The organism is Streptomyces callyspongiae (assembly GCF_047200695.1).
Lineage (GTDB): Bacteria > Actinomycetota > Actinomycetes > Streptomycetales > Streptomycetaceae > Streptomyces.
Map to the genome: position 1 here is coordinate 1 of NZ_JBJZOM010000024.1, position 18,276 is coordinate 18,276.

The following is an 18,276-nucleotide window of genomic DNA, read 5'->3' on the forward strand; positions in this document are numbered from 1 at the left end:
GGGCCGCCCGCGGGGCCCCCGCCGGGGGGGGGGGGGGGGGGGGGGGCCCCCCCCCCCCCCCCCCCCCCCCACGTCTCCCCCGTCCCCCGTATCCCCCGTATCCCCCGAATACGGTCTCCCCCGGTGCATGACCGGGGCTCCGACGCTCCGCCGCCCCGTGCCGGCGGTTCGTCGTCGCTCCCTGCCACGCCTCACACTCTGCCGCTCCCGGCGGGCCCGTCCCATCCGCTCCGGTACTCAAACCCCACCCTGGGTACGCGTACTCAGGCGGTGCGCACCGGTGCTCAACAGGCCTCCGGCCTGCCGATAGGGTCCATGCCCATGGCAGGCATCGCGGTGATCGGATCCGGCACGGGAGCCATGGCAGCCGCGGCGCGGCTGGCGACGGCCGGACATCGGGTCACGGTCCTCGAGGCGAACGACACCTACGGCGGAGCCCTGCGGCGGTACGAACGGGACGGCTTCGCCTTCGACACGGGCCCGGGACTGCTGCACCTGCCCGCCGTCCACCGGGACCTGTTCCTCAAGACCGGACGCCGCGGCCTGGAGGACTGCGTGGACCTGCGCCGGGTCGACCCGGACGCCCGCCACGTGTTCGCCGACGGGACCGGCGTGACACTGCCGGGCTTCTCGCACGGCGGCGTGGCCGCCGCCCTGGACTCCGCGCTGGGCTCCGGCTCCGGGGCGCAGTGGCAGTCCGTCCTCGGCCGGGCCGCCACGACGTGGGACGCCACCCGCCGCCCGCTGCTGGAGGAACCCCTGCACGAGGACGCCCCCGTTCCGCAGGACCCCTACCCCGTCCGACGGCGCCGGGGCCTGCTGCGTCGGCGGCCGCCGACGCTGGCCCGAGTGGCCGCGGACGAGCTGCGGGACCCGCGACTGGCGGCTCTGCTGTGCGGCAGTGCGCGGTCCCACGGCATCGATCCGGCCCGGGCCCCCGCCAGCGCCGCGGTCCTCGCCCATCTGGAGCAGACCTTCGGGACGTGGTACGTGCGGGGCGGCATGCGGGAGCTGGCGCGGGCACTGCACGACCGCTGCCGCGAGCGGGGTGTGGAGTTCCGGTTCGGCACCCGGGTCGCTGGGGTGCGGGAGGCCTCCGGAGCCGTGACCGGGGTGGCCCTGGCCGACGGCGAGGAGCTCGACGCGGACGCCGTCGTCGCGCCCGGCTCGCCCCGGCCCGACGCGCCGGGCGTCCGGTCGCGTTTCACGGTGCTGCTGGCGCTGCGCGGGGCGCGCCCGGAGGGCACACCGCACCGCACGCTGCTCCACGACGCCGGGGGACGGCTGCTGACGGTGCTGCGGCCTGGCGACCCGGCCCTGGTGCCCGACGAGGACCACGAGTCGGCGGTGCTCACCGTGAGCGTGCCGCCGGGTCCGGTGGCCGCACCGGAACGCACGGCACGGGAGCTCATCGCCCGGGCGGACGCGGCCGGACTCGGCCTGGGCCCGCGCCTCCTGTGGTGGGAGGCGGTCACACCTGCCGACTACGCGATCCACACCGGCTCCCCGGGCGGGGCGGTCCCCCCTCCCGCTCTCGCCGGGGACGGCGGCGAGGGTCTGCGGGACGCGAACCTGCCCGGGTCTCCTTCGGGCCTCTTTCGCGCCGGCGGCTGGGCCCACCCCGGAGGCGGACTCGCGCATGCGGGCATGTCGGGAGCCCTCGCGGCCGGTCTGCTGGTGGAGGGGAAGGACTGGCGCGGGAGCGCCTGAGCCCGGCAGCACGCCCTGTTCCGCACGCGGTCGCGGCGTGCGGGATCGGATTCAGTAGCCGCGCTGCTCGTCGTAGCCGTATCCTCCGGCCGCCGGGTCGTAGCCCGGCGGCGCACCGCCTTCGTATCCGTAGCCCTGGCCGGGGTACGGCTCGTTGCCGTAGGAGGCCTGGGGGTCCGTGCCGTAGGCGGCCTCGGCGTACGGATAGCCGTAGCCGTCGCTCCCGCCGTAGGCGGCTTCTCCGTAGCCGCCGTACGGGAGGTTCTGCTCGTAGCCGCCGTAGGGAGCCTGCCCGTAGCCGCCGTAGCCGTCTCCCGCCGGGGTGTAGCCGTACCCGGCGGCGTCGTAGCCGTACCCGTCCTGGAAAGGAGCGGGAACCTGCTCGGCCTCCCGCTGCTGCGGGACCCAGGCGCCGTCCTGGGGGGCGTAGCCGGGGTCGGGGAACTGGTTCGGGTACCCCTCCTGCGCGGGGTACCCGGAGTCGTAGGGGTCGTAGCCGTACTGCCCGGAGTCGAATCCGGCGTACGGGGCGTACTGGTGCTGTTCCTGCTGCACCTGGCCGACGTCGGCCGCAGGCGCGTACGGCAGGGGCTCGCCGGGGTCGTACGCGCCGTACTCCCCGGTCTCCTCCGGCAGGGGCTGCGGCGCGTACGCAGGCATGTCGTACGGGTCGTACCCCTGCGGGGCGCCGGGGCCTGCCGCGTCGTTGCCGAACGGATCGAACTCCTGCTCCCCATACGGCTCCGGGCCGGGCGCACCGTACGGGTCCGGACCGGAGTCACCGTACGGGTCCGGACCGGAGTCACCGTACGGGTCGGCCTCACCGTCCCCGTACGGTTCCGCCTCCGCGAACCGGTCCTCGGCATCGGCGGACTCCGGTTCCTGCGGCGCTGTGTCCTCGGCGGCGACGGGGCCCTCCCGGCGCCGCCTGCTGGAGCCGGGCATGCCGCCCAGTGCCCAGCCGGTGGTGAAGCCGCGGCGGTAGGACAGCGTGACGAAGGTCTGCCCGACGGCGAAGGCGGCGGCGCCGAGGGCGATCACGACGACCGAGGAGAGGACGACGACACCGGCCACCACCGTGGCGAAGCCGGCGAAGGCCAGGAGCCGCCAGCGCAGCCGCGCCTTGTACTGGAGCAGCACCTCACCGAGGAGCCACAGCGCCACCACCCCGAACGCCGCGTAGAGGACCGTCCAGCCCATGTCCGCCCTCTCCTTGCTGCCGCTCGGTTGGTGCACCCGGATCCCGCCGGACCCCGGACATGACGTCCGACCCTAATGGAGACCGAGGTTCTGATGGATCTCGAGTGTCGCCGTGGAATGGTTCAGCGTAATGAAGTGGAGGCCGGGGACGCCTTCCTGCTGAAGCCTCGCACACAGTTCCGTGGCGTACTCGATTCCGACCGAGCGTACCGCTGCCGGATCGTCCTGCACGGCAAGGATCCGCTCCGTGAGCTCCGGCGGCAGGGAGGCGTTGCTGAGCTGGGCGAACCGCTCGATCTGCCGCACGTTGGTCACCGGCATGATCTCGGGAATGATCGGCGTCTCGCAGCCCCGTGCCGCGACGCTGTCCCGCAGCCGCAGGTAGTCCTCTGCGCGGAAGAACATCTGGGTGATGGCGTAGTCGGCTCCGGCGCGGCACTTGTTCACGAAGTGGCGGATGTCGGTGTCCCAGTCGGTCGACCGCGGGTGCATCTCCGGGAAGGCGGCCACACCGACGCAGAAGTCGCCCGATTCCTTGATGAGTTCGACCAGCTCGGAGGCGTAGGTGACGCCCTCCGGGTGCTTGACCCACTCCCCCATCGGATCGCCGGGCGGGTCGCCGCGCAACGCGAGGACGTTGCGGATGCCGACGTCGGCGTAGGAGCCGATGACGTGCCGGAGCTCCGCGCGGGAGTGGTTGACCGCGGTCAGGTGGGCGACCGGTGTCAGGGTGGTCTCGTTGGCTATCCGCTCGGTGGCGCGGACGGTGCCTTCCCGCGAGCTGCCGCCGGCGCCGTAGGTCACCGACACGAACGTGGGCGATACGGCTTCGATCCGGCGCAGGGCGTTCCACAGGGTCCGCTCGCCCTTCTCCGTCTTCGGTGCGAAGAACTCGAAGGAGTACGAGCGCCTGCCGGAGGCCAGCAGGTCACGAATGGTCGGTGTGCGCTCTGTCCTGACGGATGTAGTCCCAAGGGCCATATGTGCAGGCTATCCGCAGCTTCAAGACCGCGTCCGGTAGCGGCGAAGGACAGGCGCCTCTCATCCGCTTTCCGGACGCCCGGCGTCCACGGAGTGGACGATCGGCCGTTCCCGCAGGCGCTTCGACAGCTCGGCGGCCGCGGCGGCGGGGTCGTCCGCCTCGGTCAGGGCGCGCACCACCACCACTCGCTCCGCGCCCGCCTCCAGCACCGCGTCCAGCGTGCGGAGGTCGATACCGCCGATCGCGAACCAGGGGCGCGCCGGAGCGAGCGCTGCCGCGTACCGCACCAGCGGAAGTCCCGGGGCGTGCCGCCCCTGCTTGGTCGGGGTGGGCCAGCACGGGCCGGTGCAGAAGTAGTCCGCCCCGGGCTCCGCGACGGCCGCGTCCACCTCGGCCTCGGCATGCGTGGAGCGTCCGATCAGGACGTCGCCCGACCTGTCGCCGAGAACGGTGCGGGCCGCCGGAACCGGCAGGTCGCCCTGCCCCAGGTGGAGGATGTCGGCGCGAGCGGCGTGGGCGACGTCGGCACGGTCGTTGACGGCCAGCAGCTTCCCGTGGCGGCGGCAGGCGTCGGCGAACACCTCCAGATGCTCCAGCTCCTCCTTGGCTTCCAGACTCTTGTCGCGGAGCTGCACGACGTCGACCCCGCCGCCGAGCACCGCGTCGAGGAACTCGGGCAGGTCCTGCTGCTCCTTGCGGGCGTCGGTGCACAGGTAGAGCCGGGATGCGGCGAGGCGTGTGCGGGGGCTGCCGGCCATGGGTGGCGTGTCTCCAGAGAGCCGTGCCGGGGTGCTGGCCGCAGCGTGGCGGCCCGCACCCCGGCGAACGTCGGGTGCGGGGTGCGGTCGGCGCCGGGGCGGCCGGGGTTCAGACCGCCAGGGCCTGGGCCCGGCGCTTCACCTCGGTGCCGCGGTTCTCACGCAGTGCCTGTGCCGGCGTGCCCGGCAGACTGTCGTCGGAGGTGAACAGCCACTCGAGCATCTCCTCGTCGGTGAAGCCGTCGTCCCGGAGCAGCGTGATGGTGCCGGCCAGTCCCTTGATGATCCTTCCTTCGCCGATGAAGTCCGCAGGCACCTGCAGAACGCGGTTCTCGCCCCTCCGCACGGCGATCAGCTGGCCCTCCTTGACCAGCTGCCTCACCCGCGTCACCTCGACGTCCAGCCGTTCGGCGATGTCGGGCAGGGTGAGCCAGGCGGGAACGAGCGCATCGGTCTTCTCGTCAATCTCGGTCACGGTCACCAGCCTGCCACCTGGCGCCGACAGCCACTACCGTGCCGCCTTCTTCAGGGCGAGCGAGGCGTCGGCCAGCAGAGTGGTGTCCAGCACGGCGCCCTGCCGGATGAGCCGCCGCCCCTGCGTCAGATCGCGGGGGCGTCCCACGGCGAGCAGCGCGACGAGACGCCCGTCACGCAGCCAGCAGGCCGACCAGGAGGCCTCCCGCGGATCGCCCCGGAGCAGCAGCAGGTCGTCCTCGCCGTGGTGGCCGGCGTACTGCACGAAACGGCCGAACTGCTCCGACCAGAAGTACGGCACGGGGTCGTGGACCGGTGCGGCTTCCGCCGGCCTCCCTCCGAGTTCCGCCGTGAGCGCGGCGGCGACCACGACCGGCCCCTGCAGTGCGTTGTCCCAGTGGTGCACCAGCAGGCGTTCCCCGAACCGGGCCGAGGGGAAGGACACGCAGTCGCCCACGGCATGGACGCCCGGCAGGGACGTGCGCAGGCGTGCGTCGCCGCGGATCGAGCCGTCGGCGCACAACTCGACCCCGGACCCCTCGAGCCAGCCGGTGGCGGGGCGGGCTCCGACGCCGACGACCACGGCGTCGGCGGCCAGCCGCTCGCCGTCGGCGAGAACGACCGCGCCGGGCTCGACCGAGGACACCGCCGCCCCGGTGCGCAACCGGGCTCCACTGCGCGCGTACCAGTCGCGCATGGGCTCGGCGACGGCGGGCGGCAGCACACCGGGCAGCGGCCGGTCGCCCGCTTCCACGACGGTGACCTCGCAGCCCGCCTCCCGGGCTGCAGTGGTGAACTCCGCGCCGATCCACCCGGCGCCGACCACCACGACGGTCCGTCCTCCGGCGAGCACGGGCTGCAGCCGGTGCACGTCGTCAAGGGTCCGCAGCAGGTGGATGCCGGGCACGTCCTCGCTGCCGGGGAGCGCCACCGGCTCCGCTCCGGTGGCGAGCACGAGGGCGTCGTAGCGGACCTCGCCGCGGTCCGTGGCGAGCACCCCGGAATCCGCACGCAGGGCGGTGGCGCGGGTGCCGAGTTCGAGGTCGATGCCGAGTGCATCGAAGTCGATGTCGAAGGCGGAATCCGCCTCCTTGCCGAGCAGCACGGCCTTGGACAACGGCGGCCGGTCGTACGGCCGGTGGGGCTCCGCCCCGAGCAGCCGGATCCGGCCCGCCCATCCCTGTTCCCGCAACTGGACGGCAGTCTGCACTCCCGCCATGCCCGCTCCGACGATCACGACGCCGTGCTTCCGCGTGTCCTTGGCTCCCACACCGCCACTGTAGGCATGCCACGGGGCCGGGCACCGGGCCCCCGACGGGCGGAGCCTGACGCGGTGCACGGCACCGAGTAGGCTGGTCGGCGTACGTCGACACCGCGGGAGCCCGGACGACCGGGCTGAGAGGGAGGCTGGCGCGGCCTCCGACCGTACGAACCTGATCCGGGTCATTCCGGCGAAGGGAGGAGCAACCGTGCACACCTCCGGCAACGCCGCCCGCCGGCCCGACGTCCTGGTCCTGGGCGGCGGTCCGGTCGGGCTGGTCACGGCCTGGCGCACGGCGCAGCGCGGCTCGAGCGTCACCGTGGTCGATCCGGAGCCCGGCAGTGGTGCGTCCCGAGCGGCTGCGGGCATGCTCGCGGCCGTCACCGAACTCCATCACGGCGAGGAGACGCTGCTCGCGCTCAACCTGGCCTCCGCACACCGGTGGCCGGACTTCGTAAGGGAGTTGGAGGAGGCAAGCGGGCAGGAGACCGCCTACCGGACGGACGGCACCCTGGCCGTCGCGTTCGACTCCGACGACCGCGCCGCGCTGCGGGAGGTGCACGCGCTCCAGCAGCGCTACGGGCTGCGCTCCGAGTGGCTGACCGGTCGGGAGTGCCGGAGCATCGAACCGATGCTCGCCGCATCGGTTCGGGCCGGTCTCCGGGTGGACGACGACCACCAGGTCGACCCCCGCCGGCTCACCGCGGCGCTGCTCGAGGCATGCGGCCGGGCCGGTGTGCGGTTCCGTCACGCATCGGCGGCACGGCTGACGGTGAGTGGGGACAGGGCCCGTGGGGCCGTGCTGGACGACGGGACCGAGGTGTCCGCGGAGCAGACCGTGGTCGCCACGGGCTCGTGGAGCGGGCGGCTCGAGGGCGTGCCGGAGGACGCCCTTCCACCGGTCCGGCCGGTCAAGGGCCAGGTGTTGCGGCTGCGGGTGCCCGCCGCCCAGGCACCGTTCCTCTCCCGGTCGGTGCGCGCGACGGTACGCGGGGCAGCCGTCTATCTGGTTCCGCGCCGGGACGGCGAATTGGTCATCGGAGCCACGAGCGAGGAGTTGGGTTGGGACACGACCGTCACCGCGGGCGGCGTCTACCAGCTGTTGCGCGATGCCCATGCGTTGGTGCCCGGCATCACGGAACTTCCGCTGGTGGAGAGCCGGGCGGGGTTGCGGCCGATGTCGCCCGACAACGCACCGCTCCTGGGAGCCACCCGCGTCCCGGGGCTGCATCTGGCGAGCGGGCACGGCCGCAACGGAGTCCTGCTGACCCCGGTGACGGGGGACGCCATGGCGGACGTGCTGACGTCCGGTGAACCGCCCGCTGTGGCGGAGCCGTTCACCCCTCTGCGTTTCGTGCCCCCGGTGGGAGCGCGACGCGCACCGCGCGAAGGGGTTGCACGGTGACCGCCTCGTCCACCGCCACCGTCGGGGTCACCGTCAACGGCGAGCCGCGCCGGCTGGTGCGGGGCAGCACACTCGACGTCCTGATCGCCGAACTGACGGCCGCGCCCTCCGGTGTGGCGGCGGCCGTGAACGAGACCGTCGTGCCGCGCGGCCGCTGGCCCGAGGAGGAACTCGCCGACGGTGACCGCGTCGAGATACTGACCGCAGTCCAGGGAGGCTGACCCGGTGACCGATTCCGCAACGACGTCCGACGTCCACCGGGGCGCGGAGGAGACCGGACCGGCCGGCGGGCCGGCTCGGGACCCGCTGGTCATCGCGGGCACGTCCTTCTCCTCGCGCCTGATCATGGGGACCGGGGGTGCGCCGAGCCTGGAGGTCCTGGAGCGGTCGCTGCTCGCCTCGGGCACGGAACTGACCACGGTGGCGATGCGCCGGGTCGACCCGACCGTGCAGGGTTCGGTGCTGACGGTGCTGCGACGGCACGGCATCGGCGTGCTGCCCAACACCGCGGGCTGCCGAACGGCGGGCGAGGCGGTGCTGACGGCACGACTGGCCAGGGAAGCGCTGGACACCGCCTGGGTGAAACTGGAGGTCGTGGCGGACGAGCACACGCTGCTGCCCGACCCGTCGGCGACGTTGGAGGCCGCGGAGACGCTGGTGGACGACGGTTTCACCGTGCTGCCGTACACGAACGACGATCCGGTGACGGCACAGCGGCTCCAGGACATCGGCTGTGCGGCCGTCATGCCGCTGGGGTCGCCGATCGGATCCGGTCTCGGCATCCGGAACCCGCACAACTTCGCGCTGATCACGGAGCGCGTGACGGTCCCGGTGATTCTCGACGCCGGTGCGGGAACGGCTTCGCACGCCGCCCGGGCGATGGAACTGGGCTGCGCCGCCGTCATGCTGGCCTCGGCCGTCACGCGGGCACGAGTCCCGGAGCTGATGGCCGAGGCGATGCGCCATGCCGTGGCGGCCGGACGCCTCGCGCACCGCGCCGGCCGCATTCCGGAACGGCGCTACGCCACTGCTTCGTCCCCCCTGGACGGCGTCGCCGAACTCGACCCGGAGCGTCCCGCCTTCCGGTAGGCGTGCCGTGGGCCGTCGCACCCGATCCGTGTGGCGCGGGTCACGGAAGGAGTGGTTCCGCGTCACCGTCCTGCTGCAGGTACGCCACCGGGCGACGGGGGTGCCCGGTGGTGCGCCGGCGGCCTCGTAGACTCAGGCCCGTGGACAGCACCCTTCAGGACCCGCTCGTGGGCCGCATGGTCGACGGCCGGTACCGCGTGGACGCGAGGATCGCGGTGGGCGGCATGGCCACGGTCTACCGGGCCCTGGACACCCGCCTGCACCGCGTCCTGGCGCTCAAGGTGATGCACCCGTCCCTGGCGACCGACCAGGCCTTCGTCGCCCGGTTCACCCGCGAGGCCCGCTCGGCCGCCCATCTGGCGCACCCGAATGTCGTCGGCGTGTTCGACCAGGGCAACGACGGGGAGCACGTGTACCTGGCGATGGAGTATGTCGACGGCTGCACGCTGCGCGACGTCCTCCGGGAACGCGGAGCGCTGCAGCCCCGCGCCGCCCTCGACGTGCTGGAGCCGGTGCTCGCCGCTCTCGGGGCCGCCCACCGCGCCGGACTCGTCCACCGGGACGTGAAGCCGGAGAACGTGCTGATAGGGGACGACGGCCGGGTGAAGGTGGCGGACTTCGGCCTGGTGGGTGCCGTGGGCGGGCAGACCTCGGTCGGCACCGACTCCCTCCTCGGAACCGTCTCCTACCTGGCGCCCGAGCAGATCGAGCACGGCGTCTCGGACCCCCGCAGCGACCTCTACGCCTGCGGCGTGGTGCTCCACGAGATGCTCACCGGCGCGAAGCCGCACGGCGGGGACACGCCCGCCCAGGTGCTCTACCAACACCTCCAGGTCGACGTGCCGCCTCCGTCGCTTCTGGCCCCGGGACTCGCGCCGGCCCTGGACGCCCTGGTCGCACGCGCCGCGGCGCGCGATGCCGGGCAGCGGCCGGAGGACGCGGTGGCCCTCCTCTCCGAGTGCCGGACCGTGCGCGACGGCCTCACCGAGGAGCAACTGGACGTGATGCCGCCGCAGGCGCGGGACCTCGGTCCGTCCGGTACCGAGCACCTGACCACGGTCCTGCCCCGTCCCGTCGGGGCCGTCGACGCGACCGCCGTGGAACGCACGGCCCGCTTCCCCTCTCCTGCGGTCGAGGAACCACCTGCCGGTCCCCCGTCGCACGGCGCGCAGAACCGCCGCCACGGACGGCTCCTGGTGGTCTCGCTCGTGGCGCTCCTGGCCGTGCTGCTGGGTGCGGGCGTGTGGTACATCGGCTCCGGGCAGTTCGTCCGCACTCCGGGCGTGCTGTCGCTCACGGAGGAACGGGCCCGCTCCGAACTGCGGGAAGCCGGCCTGGACGTGCGCGTGGAGCACGACCACAGCCTCACCGTGGACCGCGGACACGTCATCGCGAGTGATCCGGAACCGGGAGAACGGGTCCGCCGCAACCGGGCGGTGACGCTCGTGGTCTCCAGCGGCCCGAGGACGGTGGAGGTGCCGGAGCTGACAGGTACGCCGCTCGCCGAGGCGCGCAGCGCCCTGAAGGAGGCGGGACTCGAACCGGGGCTGGTCTCGCGCCGGTTCGACGACGCGGTCGCCCGCGGCTCGGTGATCCGCACCGAGCCGGCGGCGGGCACCGGGAAGCGCCCCGGCTCCGCGGTGCGCCTGACGGTGTCCGAGGGGCGCGAGATCGAGGTTCCCGACGTGGCAGGCCGAAGCCGGCGTGCGGCCCACCAGGCCCTCACCGACGCGGGACTGAAGGTCCGCATCGCCCCGGAACGCGTGCACTCCGGCCGGCCTCCCGGCACGGTCGCCGCCCAGTCGCCGGAGGCCGGCGCGAAGGCGTCCGAGGACGAGACCGTCACGCTCACCCTCTCCAAGGGACCGGAGCCGGTCGAGGTCCCGGATGTCGAGGAGCGGAGCCTGGACCAGGCGCGTACGGCGCTGGAGGATGCCGGGTTCACGGTGCGGGTGCGGCGCATCTTCCTCGGCGACACCGTCTTCAACCAGAACCCCGACGCCGGGGACGAGGCACCTCGCGGCTCCGAGATCACGCTCTGGGTGCGCTGAGACGGACCTGCTCTCCGCTCACCGCGGGTTCGGAAAACCGCACCGACAGTGGGTGCAGGGGCCGCCCGTTGTGAGCCCGCACATAGGACGCACGTCACGTACGGGGTTGCTTAGTAGTCCGATCGACCCCCTGAGCGGCACATGTGCCCCTTTTGCCCCGTTCGGTGGCGGTAGTTTCACGAAACGGGATAGTACGTCACACTTTTGATCTGCGTTTTCGGGTGCTCTAAGAATTGCCGACGTCGCATGGCGCCGTGAGACAGAACGCGGCGCGCCGCCATTCGGCTTGGCGACCGTCACGCAATCGAAAGGCCCGCACGCACCATGCCTCGCTTCAACCTTCCGATCACGCAGATCACCTCGCTCACCAGCAAGTCGCTCCGGTCCCTGAAGAAGGTCGACCTGAACACCCTCCGGAACTCGGCCAAGGCCAAGCAGTACTCCGTCGCAGGGATCGCCACCGCCGGCGCCGCGGCGATGGCCCTGACCCTGGTGCCCGGATCCGCCGACGCCGGCAACGAGTCCCAGAGCACCGCCACCAAGGTCACCGCCACTCCCGTCGCCTTCAGCGGGCACGCGAAGCAGGCGGGCGAGCAGCGGGACGGCATAGCGCAGCAGCTCGACACCGTCCAGAAGCAGATCAAGGCGGACGCCGAAGCCGAGAAGAAGGCCGAGGCGGCCAAGAAGAAGGCTGCCGCGGAGGCGAAGAAGCAGAAGGCCGCCGCCGAGGCCGCCGAGAAGCGGAAGGCCGAGCGGAAGGCCGATCGCAGCCAGAAGCGCGCCGAGGTCAAGAAGGCCGCCAAGCCGTCCTACCCGAACAACCTGGACGGCTGGATCCGTGAGGCGCTGTCCATCATGGACAAGCACAACATTCCGGGTACCTACGAGGGCATCCACCGCAACATCATGCGCGAGTCCAGCGGCGACCCCCGGGCCATCAACAACTGGGACATCAACGCCCAGAACGGCGTTCCGTCCAAGGGGCTGCTGCAGGTCATCAAGCCGACCTTCGACGCCTACCACGTCCAGGGCACGGCCTGGGACCAGTACGACCCGGTCGCCAACATCGTGGCCGCCTGCAACTACGCCGCGGACCGCTACGGAACGATCGACAACGTCGACTCGGCGTACTGAGGCCGATCGGCCCTCGCCATACTGGTGCGGTGATCGCAACGCAGCACCGCAATCCCATCGGCGGCCATGTCCCCGTAGCCGGGGGCCTGGCCGCCGAAGGCGTCTCCTACGCCACCGGCATCGGCGCGGAGGCCGTCCAGGTGTTCGTCGCCAACCCGCGCGGGTGGGCCACGAATCCGGGACGCCCGGCACAGGACGAGGCGTTCCGCGCCGCCTGCGCCGAACGCGGCATCCCCGCGTTCGTCCACGCGCCGTATCTGATCAATGTCGCGTCCCACACGGCGGCGACGGCGGCGAGGTCGGTCGTCTCGCTGCGGCATTCCCTGGAGCGCGGGAGAGAGATCGGCGCGCGGGGCGTCGTGGTGCACACGGGTTCCGCCACCGGTGGCCGCGACCGGGGCGTCGCCCTGGCGCAGGTGCGGGAGCTGGTGCTGCCGCTCCTCGACGAGCTCACCCACGACGGCGACCCGTGGCTGCTGCTGGAGCCGACGGCCGGCCAGGGGGCGTCGGTCTGCTCGCTCGTCGAGGAGCTCGGGCCGTACATGGACGCGCTCGACCGCCACCCGCGGCTGGGTGTGTGCCTGGACACCTGCCACGTCTTCGCCGCGGGGCACGACCTGGCAGGGCCCGGCGGGGTGGAGCGGACCCTGGACGAGTTGGTCGCGGTCGTCGGCCCCGGACGGCTCCGTCTGGTGCACGCCAACGACTCGCGGGACGTCTGCGGCGCCGCGAAGGACCGGCACGCGAACATCGGCTCCGGTCACATCGGGGACCCGGCATTCGCCGCTCTGATGGGTCACCCCGCCACCGACGGGGTACCACTGGTCATCGAGACACCGGGCGGCAAGGCGGGCCACGCGGCCGACATCGCCCGGTTGAAGGCACTCAGGAATACCCGGGAGGGGTATACCGGTTGACGGGGGCGTTCCACCCACCGTCACGGAAGGAGAGCCCGACGCGATGGAACCGGACGTCCAGGACCACACTGCCCACAGCGGCCACGCCTCCTCGCCCTGGCCCACCGCTGCGCGCGCAACCCTGCACTGCCTCACCGGCTGCGCGATCGGCGAGGTGCTCGGCATGGTGATCGGCACCGCGCTGGCCTGGCACAACGCCCCGACGATGGCGCTCGCCATCGTGCTCGCCTTCGTCTTCGGCTACAGCCTCACGATGTGGGCCGTCCTCCGCGCCCGCGTTCCGTTCCGCGAAGCGGTGAAGGTGGCGCTGGCCGCGGACACCGTGTCCATCGTGGTGATGGAACTCGTCGACAACTCGGTGGTCCTCATGGTCCCCGGCGCCATGGACGCGCATCTGTCCGAGTGGCTCTTCTGGATCAGCCTCGGGGTCGCCTTCGTGGTCGCCTTCCTCGTCACTACTCCGGTCAACAAGGCCCTCATCGCCCGCGGCAAGGGCCACGCCGTCGCGCACGCCTACCACTGAGGGCCGCCCTGCGGTCAGCGCGTGAGGAACGGCAGGACGGCGGCGGCCACGGCTTCGGGCTGCTGCACCCCGAGGTCGTGGGCCGCGTCGGGGATCTCGGCGAGGCTGCCGTGGGGCAGCCGGTCCAGCATGCGGGCGGCCGTGGCCGGGGCCAACAGCTCGCTGTACCGGCCGCGCACCACCAGCGTCGGCGCGGCGATGCGCTCGATCGCCCGCCACATCCTGGGCTCGGTCACACCCTCCGTGCCGAAACGGACGAGGCCGGAGGCGTCGAAGCGCCAGACCAGTCGGCCGTCGGACCGGGGCACCAGGTTCGGCACGACGACGTTCCTGACCAGGGCCTCACGGGCCAGTGGGTCACCGACGAGCCAGTCGCGCACGGCTTCGTCGGCGTCGGCGTAGGAGGCCTCGCGCAGCGCCCGCAGCATGGCGGGGAACGCCCGTCGCGCCCAGGGCGAGGCGAAGCTGTCCGGCCCGACGTCGAGCAGGACGAGTCTATCGACGAGATCGGCGTGGTCGGCCGCGACGAGTGCCGCGATCACGGCCCCCATCGAGTGGCCCACCAGATGCAGGCGTGGCACCTCCGCGCGTTCGGCGAGTTCCACGACATCCCCCGCCATCGCCGCAGCGGAATACGCGGCGGTCCGGTCCGAACGGCCGTGTCCGCGCTGGTCGGGCACGAGCACGCGGAACCGGCGTGCCAGCGCCGCGGTGAGGATGTCCCACTCCCGGCAGTGCCCCATCAGTCCATGGAGCAGGACGACGGCCGGGGCGTCCCGCTCTCCCACGTCACGGTAGTGGTACCCGAGGCCGTGCAGCAGGGTGTAACGGTCCTCACCGGCCGGGAGCGGGGAGACGTCGGTGGTGGACATGAATCCGACCCCCAGGGACGGGGCTGCTCCTCTTCGAGGGTAGCTCTGCGGGCCGGGTGGCCGCGCCCCGGAACGGCCGCCGGCGACCCGGGCTACGGATCCGGGCCGTCCCCGGGTTCCTCCTGGTAGCTGTAGCGCTGCTCGCGCCAGGGGTCGCCGATGTTGTGGTAACCGCGCTCCTCCCAGAAGCCGCGGCGGTCGGCGGTCATGTACTCGATCCCGCGGACCCACTTGGGGCCCTTCCACGCGTACAGATGCGGCACCACCAGGCGGACCGGGAAGCCGTGCTCGGCCGTGAGCAGCTCGCCTCCCCGGTGCGTGGCGAAGACGACCTGCCCGTCGGTGAAATCGGCGAGACGGAGGTTCGAGCTGAAGCCGTACTCCGCCCAGACCATGACGTGCGTGGCCTCCGCAGCCGGCGGCGCGAGAGCGACGACGGTGCGGGCCCTCACCCCGCCCCACTCCGCGCCGATCATGCTGAACTTCGTGACGCAGTGGAAGTCCCCGGTGACCGTCTCGTACGGGAGAGCACTGAACTCTTCATGGGACCAGCAGTGTTCGTCGCCGTCGGCCGTGGCGCCGAAGACCCGGAACTCCCAGCGCTGCGGGCGGAACTTCGGAACGGGGCCGTAGTGGGTGACCGGCCAGCCGCGCTGGAGCCGCTGCCCCGGGGGAAGCGACGCCTTCCCCGTCCCGTGGCTCTCGGACCGACCCATCCCTTCATGGTGACAGACCGGGACACGGCTGCCGAAAGCAGCCCCGGGGCGGCCCGCGCCCGAACTGCGAGGAGGCCCGACCGGAGAGCCGTGGCTACTGGAATCGGGGTGGCCCGGGTGCGAGGATGCCCGCAACCAGCGCTTATCTTCCCTGGAAGGAGTCCGCGCGATGCAGGGCGACCCCGAGGTCATCGAGTTTCTGAACGAACAGCTGACCGCCGAACTGACAGCGATCAACCAGTACTTCCTGCACGCGAAGATGCAGGAGAACTTCGGCTGGCCGAAGCTCGCCAAGTACACCCGCGCCGAGTCCTTCGACGAGATGAAGCACGCGGAACGGCTGACCGACCGCATCCTCTTCCTGGAGGGCCTTCCGAACTACCAGCGCCTCTTCCACGTACGGGTGGGGCAGACGGTGACGGAGATGTTCCAGGCCGACCGCCAGATCGAGGTCGAGGCGATCGACCGCCTCCGGCGCGGGATCGAGGTGATGCGAACGAAGGGCGACATCACCTCGGCGAACCTCTTCGAGGACATCCTGGCGGACGAGGAGCACCACATCGACTACCTGGACACCCAGCTCGAACTGATCGAGAAGCTCGGCGAGCCGCTGTACATCGCGCAGCTCGTGGAGCAGCCCGAAGGCTGACCGGACGCGGCACGTGCGGAGGCGGACGCGGTGTCCGCCTCCGCACGGTCCGGGGTCGGGGCCGTCTCAGCGGGCCCCGTCGGGCTCGCTCCTCACGGTGCAGAGACCCCAGATGACGAAGCCGCACATGGCGATCAGTACGACCGACCACACCGGGTAGTAGGGCAACGACAGGAAGCTCGACACGATCACCAGCCCGGCCATGATCACTCCGGCCACGCGGGCCCAGAAGTTGGCCCGGAACAGACCGAACGAGACAAGTACGGCGACGGCTCCCACCGCCAGGTGCACCCAGCCCCACCCTTCGGTGTCGAACTGGAAGGTGTAGTCGGGGGTGGTGACGATGACGGCGTCGTTGACGATCGCCATCACGCCCCGGAGCAGGTCGAGCACGCCGGCGATGAGCAGCATGACCGCTGCGAAGACCGTGATGCCGCCGGCCAGACCGTAGTCCACCGGCCGTTCGCGGATGGTGTGCGCCATGATTCCTCCCTGAGTGAGCAAGCGCCACGGCGGCACGAGGGCCGGTTCGCCGAAAGGCACGCGACCACGGTCGCCTCTACGAGGAAATTCTCCGCACGCGACGGGGGGCCGCAAATCGGCATGCGCACGGCCTGTCGCAGATTCGGGGGCACCGCTCTGCCCGGGAGCTGCGGAGGGCCGGGGAGGCGCGGTCAGGCCGCGGGGGCGCGGACTGCCGCGGGAGCGGCGATCTCCGGGAGCGCGCGGTCCGCGGGGAGGGCCGCAGGGACGGCGGCGGGCACGGTCGCGGCCTCGTCCGCGGAAACCTCACGGCGGGGGCAGCTGCCGCGGCCGAGTATGCCCTGGATGCGGCGGACGCAGGAGCCGCAGTCGGTGCCGGCCTTGGAGGCGGAGGCGATCTGTCGCGGAGTGCACGAGCCCGCGTCCGCGTGCGCGCGGACCTGCTGCTCGGTGATGCCGAAGCAGGAGCAGACGTACACGCGGGTTCACCTCCGTCGGGGCGCGGGCGTCCCGGCCATGGGACTGAGGTAACCCTAACCTTAGTTCCCTCGGGGCGTCCACCGGACGGCCGTGGGGCCCGCGTCACACCTCCCGACGCGGGCCCCACGGGTGTCTCACGGAGACGTGGAACGTCTCACTGGTCGCGGTACATCTCCGCCACGAGGAAGGCCAGGTCCAGGGACTGGCTCCGGTTGAGGCGGGGGTCGCAGGCGGTCTCGTAGCGCTGGTGCAGGTCGTCGACGAAGATCTCGTCGCCACCGCCCACGCACTCCGTCACGTCGTCGCCCGTCAGCTCGACGTGGATGCCGCCGGGGTGCGTACCGAGGCTCTTGTGCACCTCGAAGAACCCCTTGACCTCGTCCAGCACGTCGTCGAAGCGCCGCGTCTTGTGCCCGCTGGCAGCCTCGAAGGTGTTGCCGTGCATCGGGTCGCAGACCCACACGACCTGGGCCCCGGAAGCGGTGACCTTCTCCACCAGCGGCGGCAGATGGTCGCGGATCCGGTCCGCGCCCATGCGCGTGATGAAGGTCAGACGTCCCGGCACCCGGTCCGGATCGAGCCGGTCGATCAGCGCCAGGGCATCCTCGGGCGTCGTCGTCGGCCCGAGCTTCACCCCCACCGGGTTGCGCACCTGCGCAGCGAACTCGACGTGAGCCCCGTCGAGTTGACGCGTCCGCTCACCGATCCAGACCATATGGCCGGACACGTCGTACAGATCGCCGCTGCGGGAATCGGTGCGGGTCAGCGCACCCTCGTAGTCGAGCAGCAGCGCCTCGTGGGACGCATAGAACTCGACCGTCTTGAGCTCCTCCGGGTCGGTGCCGCAGGCATGCATGAACTTCATGGCCTGGTCGATCTCGCGGGCCAGGGCCTCGTAGCGCTGGCCGGAGGGCGAGTTGCGGACGAAGTCCTGGTTCCAGGCGTGCACCTGGCGCAGGTCGGCGTAGCCACCGGTGGTGAAGGCGCGCACCAGGTTCAGCGTGGCGGCGGACGCCTGGTACATCCGCTTCAGCCGCTCGGGGTCCGGGAGACGGGCCGCCTCGGTGAACTCGAACCCGTTGACGGAGTCGCCCCGGTAGCTCGGCAGAGTCACGCCGTCCCGGGTCTCCGTGGACTTGGAGCGGGGCTTGCTGTACTGGCCCGCGATGCGGCCCACCTTCACCACGGGCACCGAGCCGGCGTAGGTGAGCACGGCACCCATCTGAAGGAGTGTCTTCAGCTTGTTGCGGATGTTCTCGGCGGAGACCGCGTCGAAGGCCTCCGCGCAGTCGCCGCCCTGCAGGAGGAACGCCTCACCCCTGGCCACCGCGCCGAGCCGCTGCTTGAGCTGGTCGCACTCCCCGGCGAAGACGAGGGGCGGATAGGACTCGAGCTCGGCGATCACGTCGCGCAGAGCCTGGTGGTCCGGCCATTCCGGCTGCTGCGCCGCGGGAAGATCACGCCAGGTGGCGGTCGGGGTGCTGGTCTCAGCGTTCACGGTCACGCAGTCCAGCCTAAAGGGTCCCCCCGCCGGTTCCGTGCCGTGCCCGCCTGGTGAGACACCTCGCGTCG

General features: G+C 72.1%; 19 protein-coding genes and 1 riboswitch. Of the genes, 9 read left to right on the forward strand and 10 right to left on the reverse strand.

The features are described 5' to 3' along the window. Positions 1–321 precede the first annotated feature (321 nt). The gene (locus tag ACL06G_RS19760) at positions 322–1,710 is read left to right on the forward strand and encodes a phytoene desaturase family protein (RefSeq protein ID WP_412785830.1); all 1,389 of its coding nucleotides are present in this window, start codon (positions 322–324) and stop codon (positions 1,708–1,710) included. A gap of 51 nt (positions 1,711–1,761) precedes the next feature. On the opposite strand, the gene ACL06G_RS19765 is transcribed toward ACL06G_RS19760, so the two are convergent. The 5 genes from ACL06G_RS19765 to ACL06G_RS19785 all read right to left on the reverse strand — a co-directional run bounded on the left by ACL06G_RS19765 (position 1,762) and on the right by ACL06G_RS19785 (position 6,343). Further along, complete coding sequence (locus ACL06G_RS19765) at positions 1,762–2,910, reverse strand: hypothetical protein (RefSeq protein ID WP_412785829.1); 1,149 nt, start codon at positions 2,908–2,910, stop codon at positions 1,762–1,764. Positions 2,911–2,982: 72 nt separating this feature from the next. Next, complete coding sequence (gene metF / locus ACL06G_RS19770; protein ID WP_412785828.1) at positions 2,983–3,891, reverse strand: methylenetetrahydrofolate reductase [NAD(P)H]; 909 nt, start codon at positions 3,889–3,891, stop codon at positions 2,983–2,985. Between the two features lie 60 nt (positions 3,892–3,951). Next, complete coding sequence (gene thiE, locus ACL06G_RS19775) at positions 3,952–4,650, reverse strand: thiamine phosphate synthase (protein WP_412785827.1); 699 nt, start codon at positions 4,648–4,650, stop codon at positions 3,952–3,954. A 109-nt stretch (positions 4,651–4,759) separates the two neighbouring features. Further along, positions 4,760–5,125, reverse strand: coding sequence for an Rv2175c family DNA-binding protein (locus ACL06G_RS19780; RefSeq protein ID WP_412836432.1), 366 nt, complete (start codon positions 5,123–5,125; stop codon positions 4,760–4,762). Between the two features lie 33 nt (positions 5,126–5,158). Further along, positions 5,159–6,343: an NAD(P)/FAD-dependent oxidoreductase gene (locus ACL06G_RS19785; RefSeq protein WP_412785843.1), complete on the reverse strand. Its 1,185-nt coding sequence runs from the start codon at positions 6,341–6,343 to the stop codon at positions 5,159–5,161. Positions 6,344–6,488: 145 nt separating this feature from the next. Continuing rightward, positions 6,489–6,601, forward strand: a riboswitch (TPP riboswitch). Between ACL06G_RS19785 and thiO the strand changes: the two genes are divergently transcribed. From thiO to ACL06G_RS19820, 7 genes are all read left to right on the forward strand, one after another. Continuing rightward, positions 6,594–7,790 carry a glycine oxidase ThiO gene (thiO, locus tag ACL06G_RS19790; RefSeq protein ID WP_412785825.1) on the forward strand — a complete coding sequence of 399 codons (1,197 nt, stop codon included), beginning with the start codon at positions 6,594–6,596 and terminating at the stop codon, positions 7,788–7,790. It overlaps the preceding riboswitch by 8 nt. Next, complete coding sequence (gene thiS, locus ACL06G_RS19795; protein WP_412785824.1) at positions 7,787–8,011, forward strand: sulfur carrier protein ThiS; 225 nt, start codon at positions 7,787–7,789, stop codon at positions 8,009–8,011. Before thiO ends, thiS begins: the two co-directional genes overlap by 4 nt. A gap of 4 nt (positions 8,012–8,015) precedes the next feature. Then, the gene (locus tag ACL06G_RS19800; RefSeq protein WP_412785823.1) at positions 8,016–8,879 is read left to right on the forward strand and encodes a thiazole synthase; all 864 of its coding nucleotides are present in this window, start codon (positions 8,016–8,018) and stop codon (positions 8,877–8,879) included. Between the two features lie 140 nt (positions 8,880–9,019). Then, a complete protein-coding gene (gene pknB, locus ACL06G_RS19805; protein WP_412836433.1) occupies positions 9,020–10,930 on the forward strand; it encodes a Stk1 family PASTA domain-containing Ser/Thr kinase in 1,911 nt (636 codons plus the stop codon). Between the two features lie 324 nt (positions 10,931–11,254). Then, positions 11,255–12,064, forward strand: a complete 810-nt coding sequence (locus tag ACL06G_RS19810) for a transglycosylase SLT domain-containing protein (RefSeq protein WP_412785821.1) — start codon at positions 11,255–11,257, stop codon at positions 12,062–12,064. Between the two features lie 29 nt (positions 12,065–12,093). Next, positions 12,094–12,981, forward strand: coding sequence for a deoxyribonuclease IV (locus ACL06G_RS19815; RefSeq protein ID WP_412785820.1), 888 nt, complete (start codon positions 12,094–12,096; stop codon positions 12,979–12,981). 43 nt (positions 12,982–13,024) lie between these two features. Continuing rightward, a complete protein-coding gene (locus ACL06G_RS19820; RefSeq protein ID WP_412785819.1) occupies positions 13,025–13,504 on the forward strand; it encodes a DUF4396 domain-containing protein in 480 nt (159 codons plus the stop codon). Between the two features lie 14 nt (positions 13,505–13,518). Here ACL06G_RS19820 and ACL06G_RS19825 read toward each other — a convergent pair whose 3' ends face one another. Further along, positions 13,519–14,376 (reverse strand): alpha/beta fold hydrolase, encoded by an 858-nt coding sequence (locus ACL06G_RS19825; protein WP_412785818.1) that lies wholly within the window; start codon positions 14,374–14,376, stop codon positions 13,519–13,521. 92 nt (positions 14,377–14,468) lie between these two features. After that, entirely contained in the window at positions 14,469–15,092 is a 624-nt protein-coding gene (locus ACL06G_RS19830; protein ID WP_412836434.1) for a sulfite oxidase-like oxidoreductase, read from the reverse strand. Between the two features lie 169 nt (positions 15,093–15,261). Between ACL06G_RS19830 and bfr the strand changes: the two genes are divergently transcribed. After that, entirely contained in the window at positions 15,262–15,741 is a 480-nt protein-coding gene (gene bfr / locus ACL06G_RS19835; protein ID WP_412785816.1) for a bacterioferritin, read from the forward strand. A gap of 66 nt (positions 15,742–15,807) precedes the next feature. Here bfr and ACL06G_RS19840 read toward each other — a convergent pair whose 3' ends face one another. The 3 genes from ACL06G_RS19840 to ACL06G_RS19850 all read right to left on the reverse strand — a co-directional run bounded on the left by ACL06G_RS19840 (position 15,808) and on the right by ACL06G_RS19850 (position 18,208). After that, entirely contained in the window at positions 15,808–16,224 is a 417-nt protein-coding gene (locus tag ACL06G_RS19840; protein WP_412785815.1) for a DUF7144 family membrane protein, read from the reverse strand. A gap of 191 nt (positions 16,225–16,415) precedes the next feature. After that, the gene (locus tag ACL06G_RS19845; RefSeq protein ID WP_412785814.1) at positions 16,416–16,703 is read right to left on the reverse strand and encodes a (2Fe-2S)-binding protein; all 288 of its coding nucleotides are present in this window, start codon (positions 16,701–16,703) and stop codon (positions 16,416–16,418) included. Positions 16,704–16,858: 155 nt separating this feature from the next. Beyond that, complete coding sequence (locus ACL06G_RS19850; RefSeq protein ID WP_412785813.1) at positions 16,859–18,208, reverse strand: class II 3-deoxy-7-phosphoheptulonate synthase; 1,350 nt, start codon at positions 18,206–18,208, stop codon at positions 16,859–16,861. Positions 18,209–18,276: the final 68 nt, after the last annotated feature.

Bases quoted from the DNA above. Each gene is read 5' to 3' on its own strand.
- ACL06G_RS19760 (WP_412785830.1), top strand. From the start codon at position 322: ATGGCAGGCATCGCGGTGATCGGATCCGGCACGGGAGCCATGGCAGCC.
- ACL06G_RS19765 (WP_412785829.1), bottom strand. From the start codon at position 2,910: ATGGGCTGGACGGTCCTCTACGCGGCGTTCGGGGTGGTGGCGCTGTGG.
- metF (WP_412785828.1), bottom strand. From the start codon at position 3,891: ATGGCCCTTGGGACTACATCCGTCAGGACAGAGCGCACACCGACCATT.
- thiE (WP_412785827.1), bottom strand. From the start codon at position 4,650: ATGGCCGGCAGCCCCCGCACACGCCTCGCCGCATCCCGGCTCTACCTG.
- ACL06G_RS19785 (WP_412785843.1), bottom strand. From the start codon at position 6,343: ATGGCGGGAGTGCAGACTGCCGTCCAGTTGCGGGAACAGGGATGGGCG.
- ACL06G_RS19810 (WP_412785821.1), top strand. From the start codon at position 11,255: ATGCCTCGCTTCAACCTTCCGATCACGCAGATCACCTCGCTCACCAGC.
- ACL06G_RS19820 (WP_412785819.1), top strand. From the start codon at position 13,025: ATGGAACCGGACGTCCAGGACCACACTGCCCACAGCGGCCACGCCTCC.
- ACL06G_RS19825 (WP_412785818.1), bottom strand. From the start codon at position 14,376: ATGTCCACCACCGACGTCTCCCCGCTCCCGGCCGGTGAGGACCGTTAC.
- ACL06G_RS19830 (WP_412836434.1), bottom strand. From the start codon at position 15,092: ATGGGTCGGTCCGAGAGCCACGGGACGGGGAAGGCGTCGCTTCCCCCG.
- bfr (WP_412785816.1), top strand. From the start codon at position 15,262: ATGCAGGGCGACCCCGAGGTCATCGAGTTTCTGAACGAACAGCTGACC.
- ACL06G_RS19840 (WP_412785815.1), bottom strand. From the start codon at position 16,224: ATGGCGCACACCATCCGCGAACGGCCGGTGGACTACGGTCTGGCCGGC.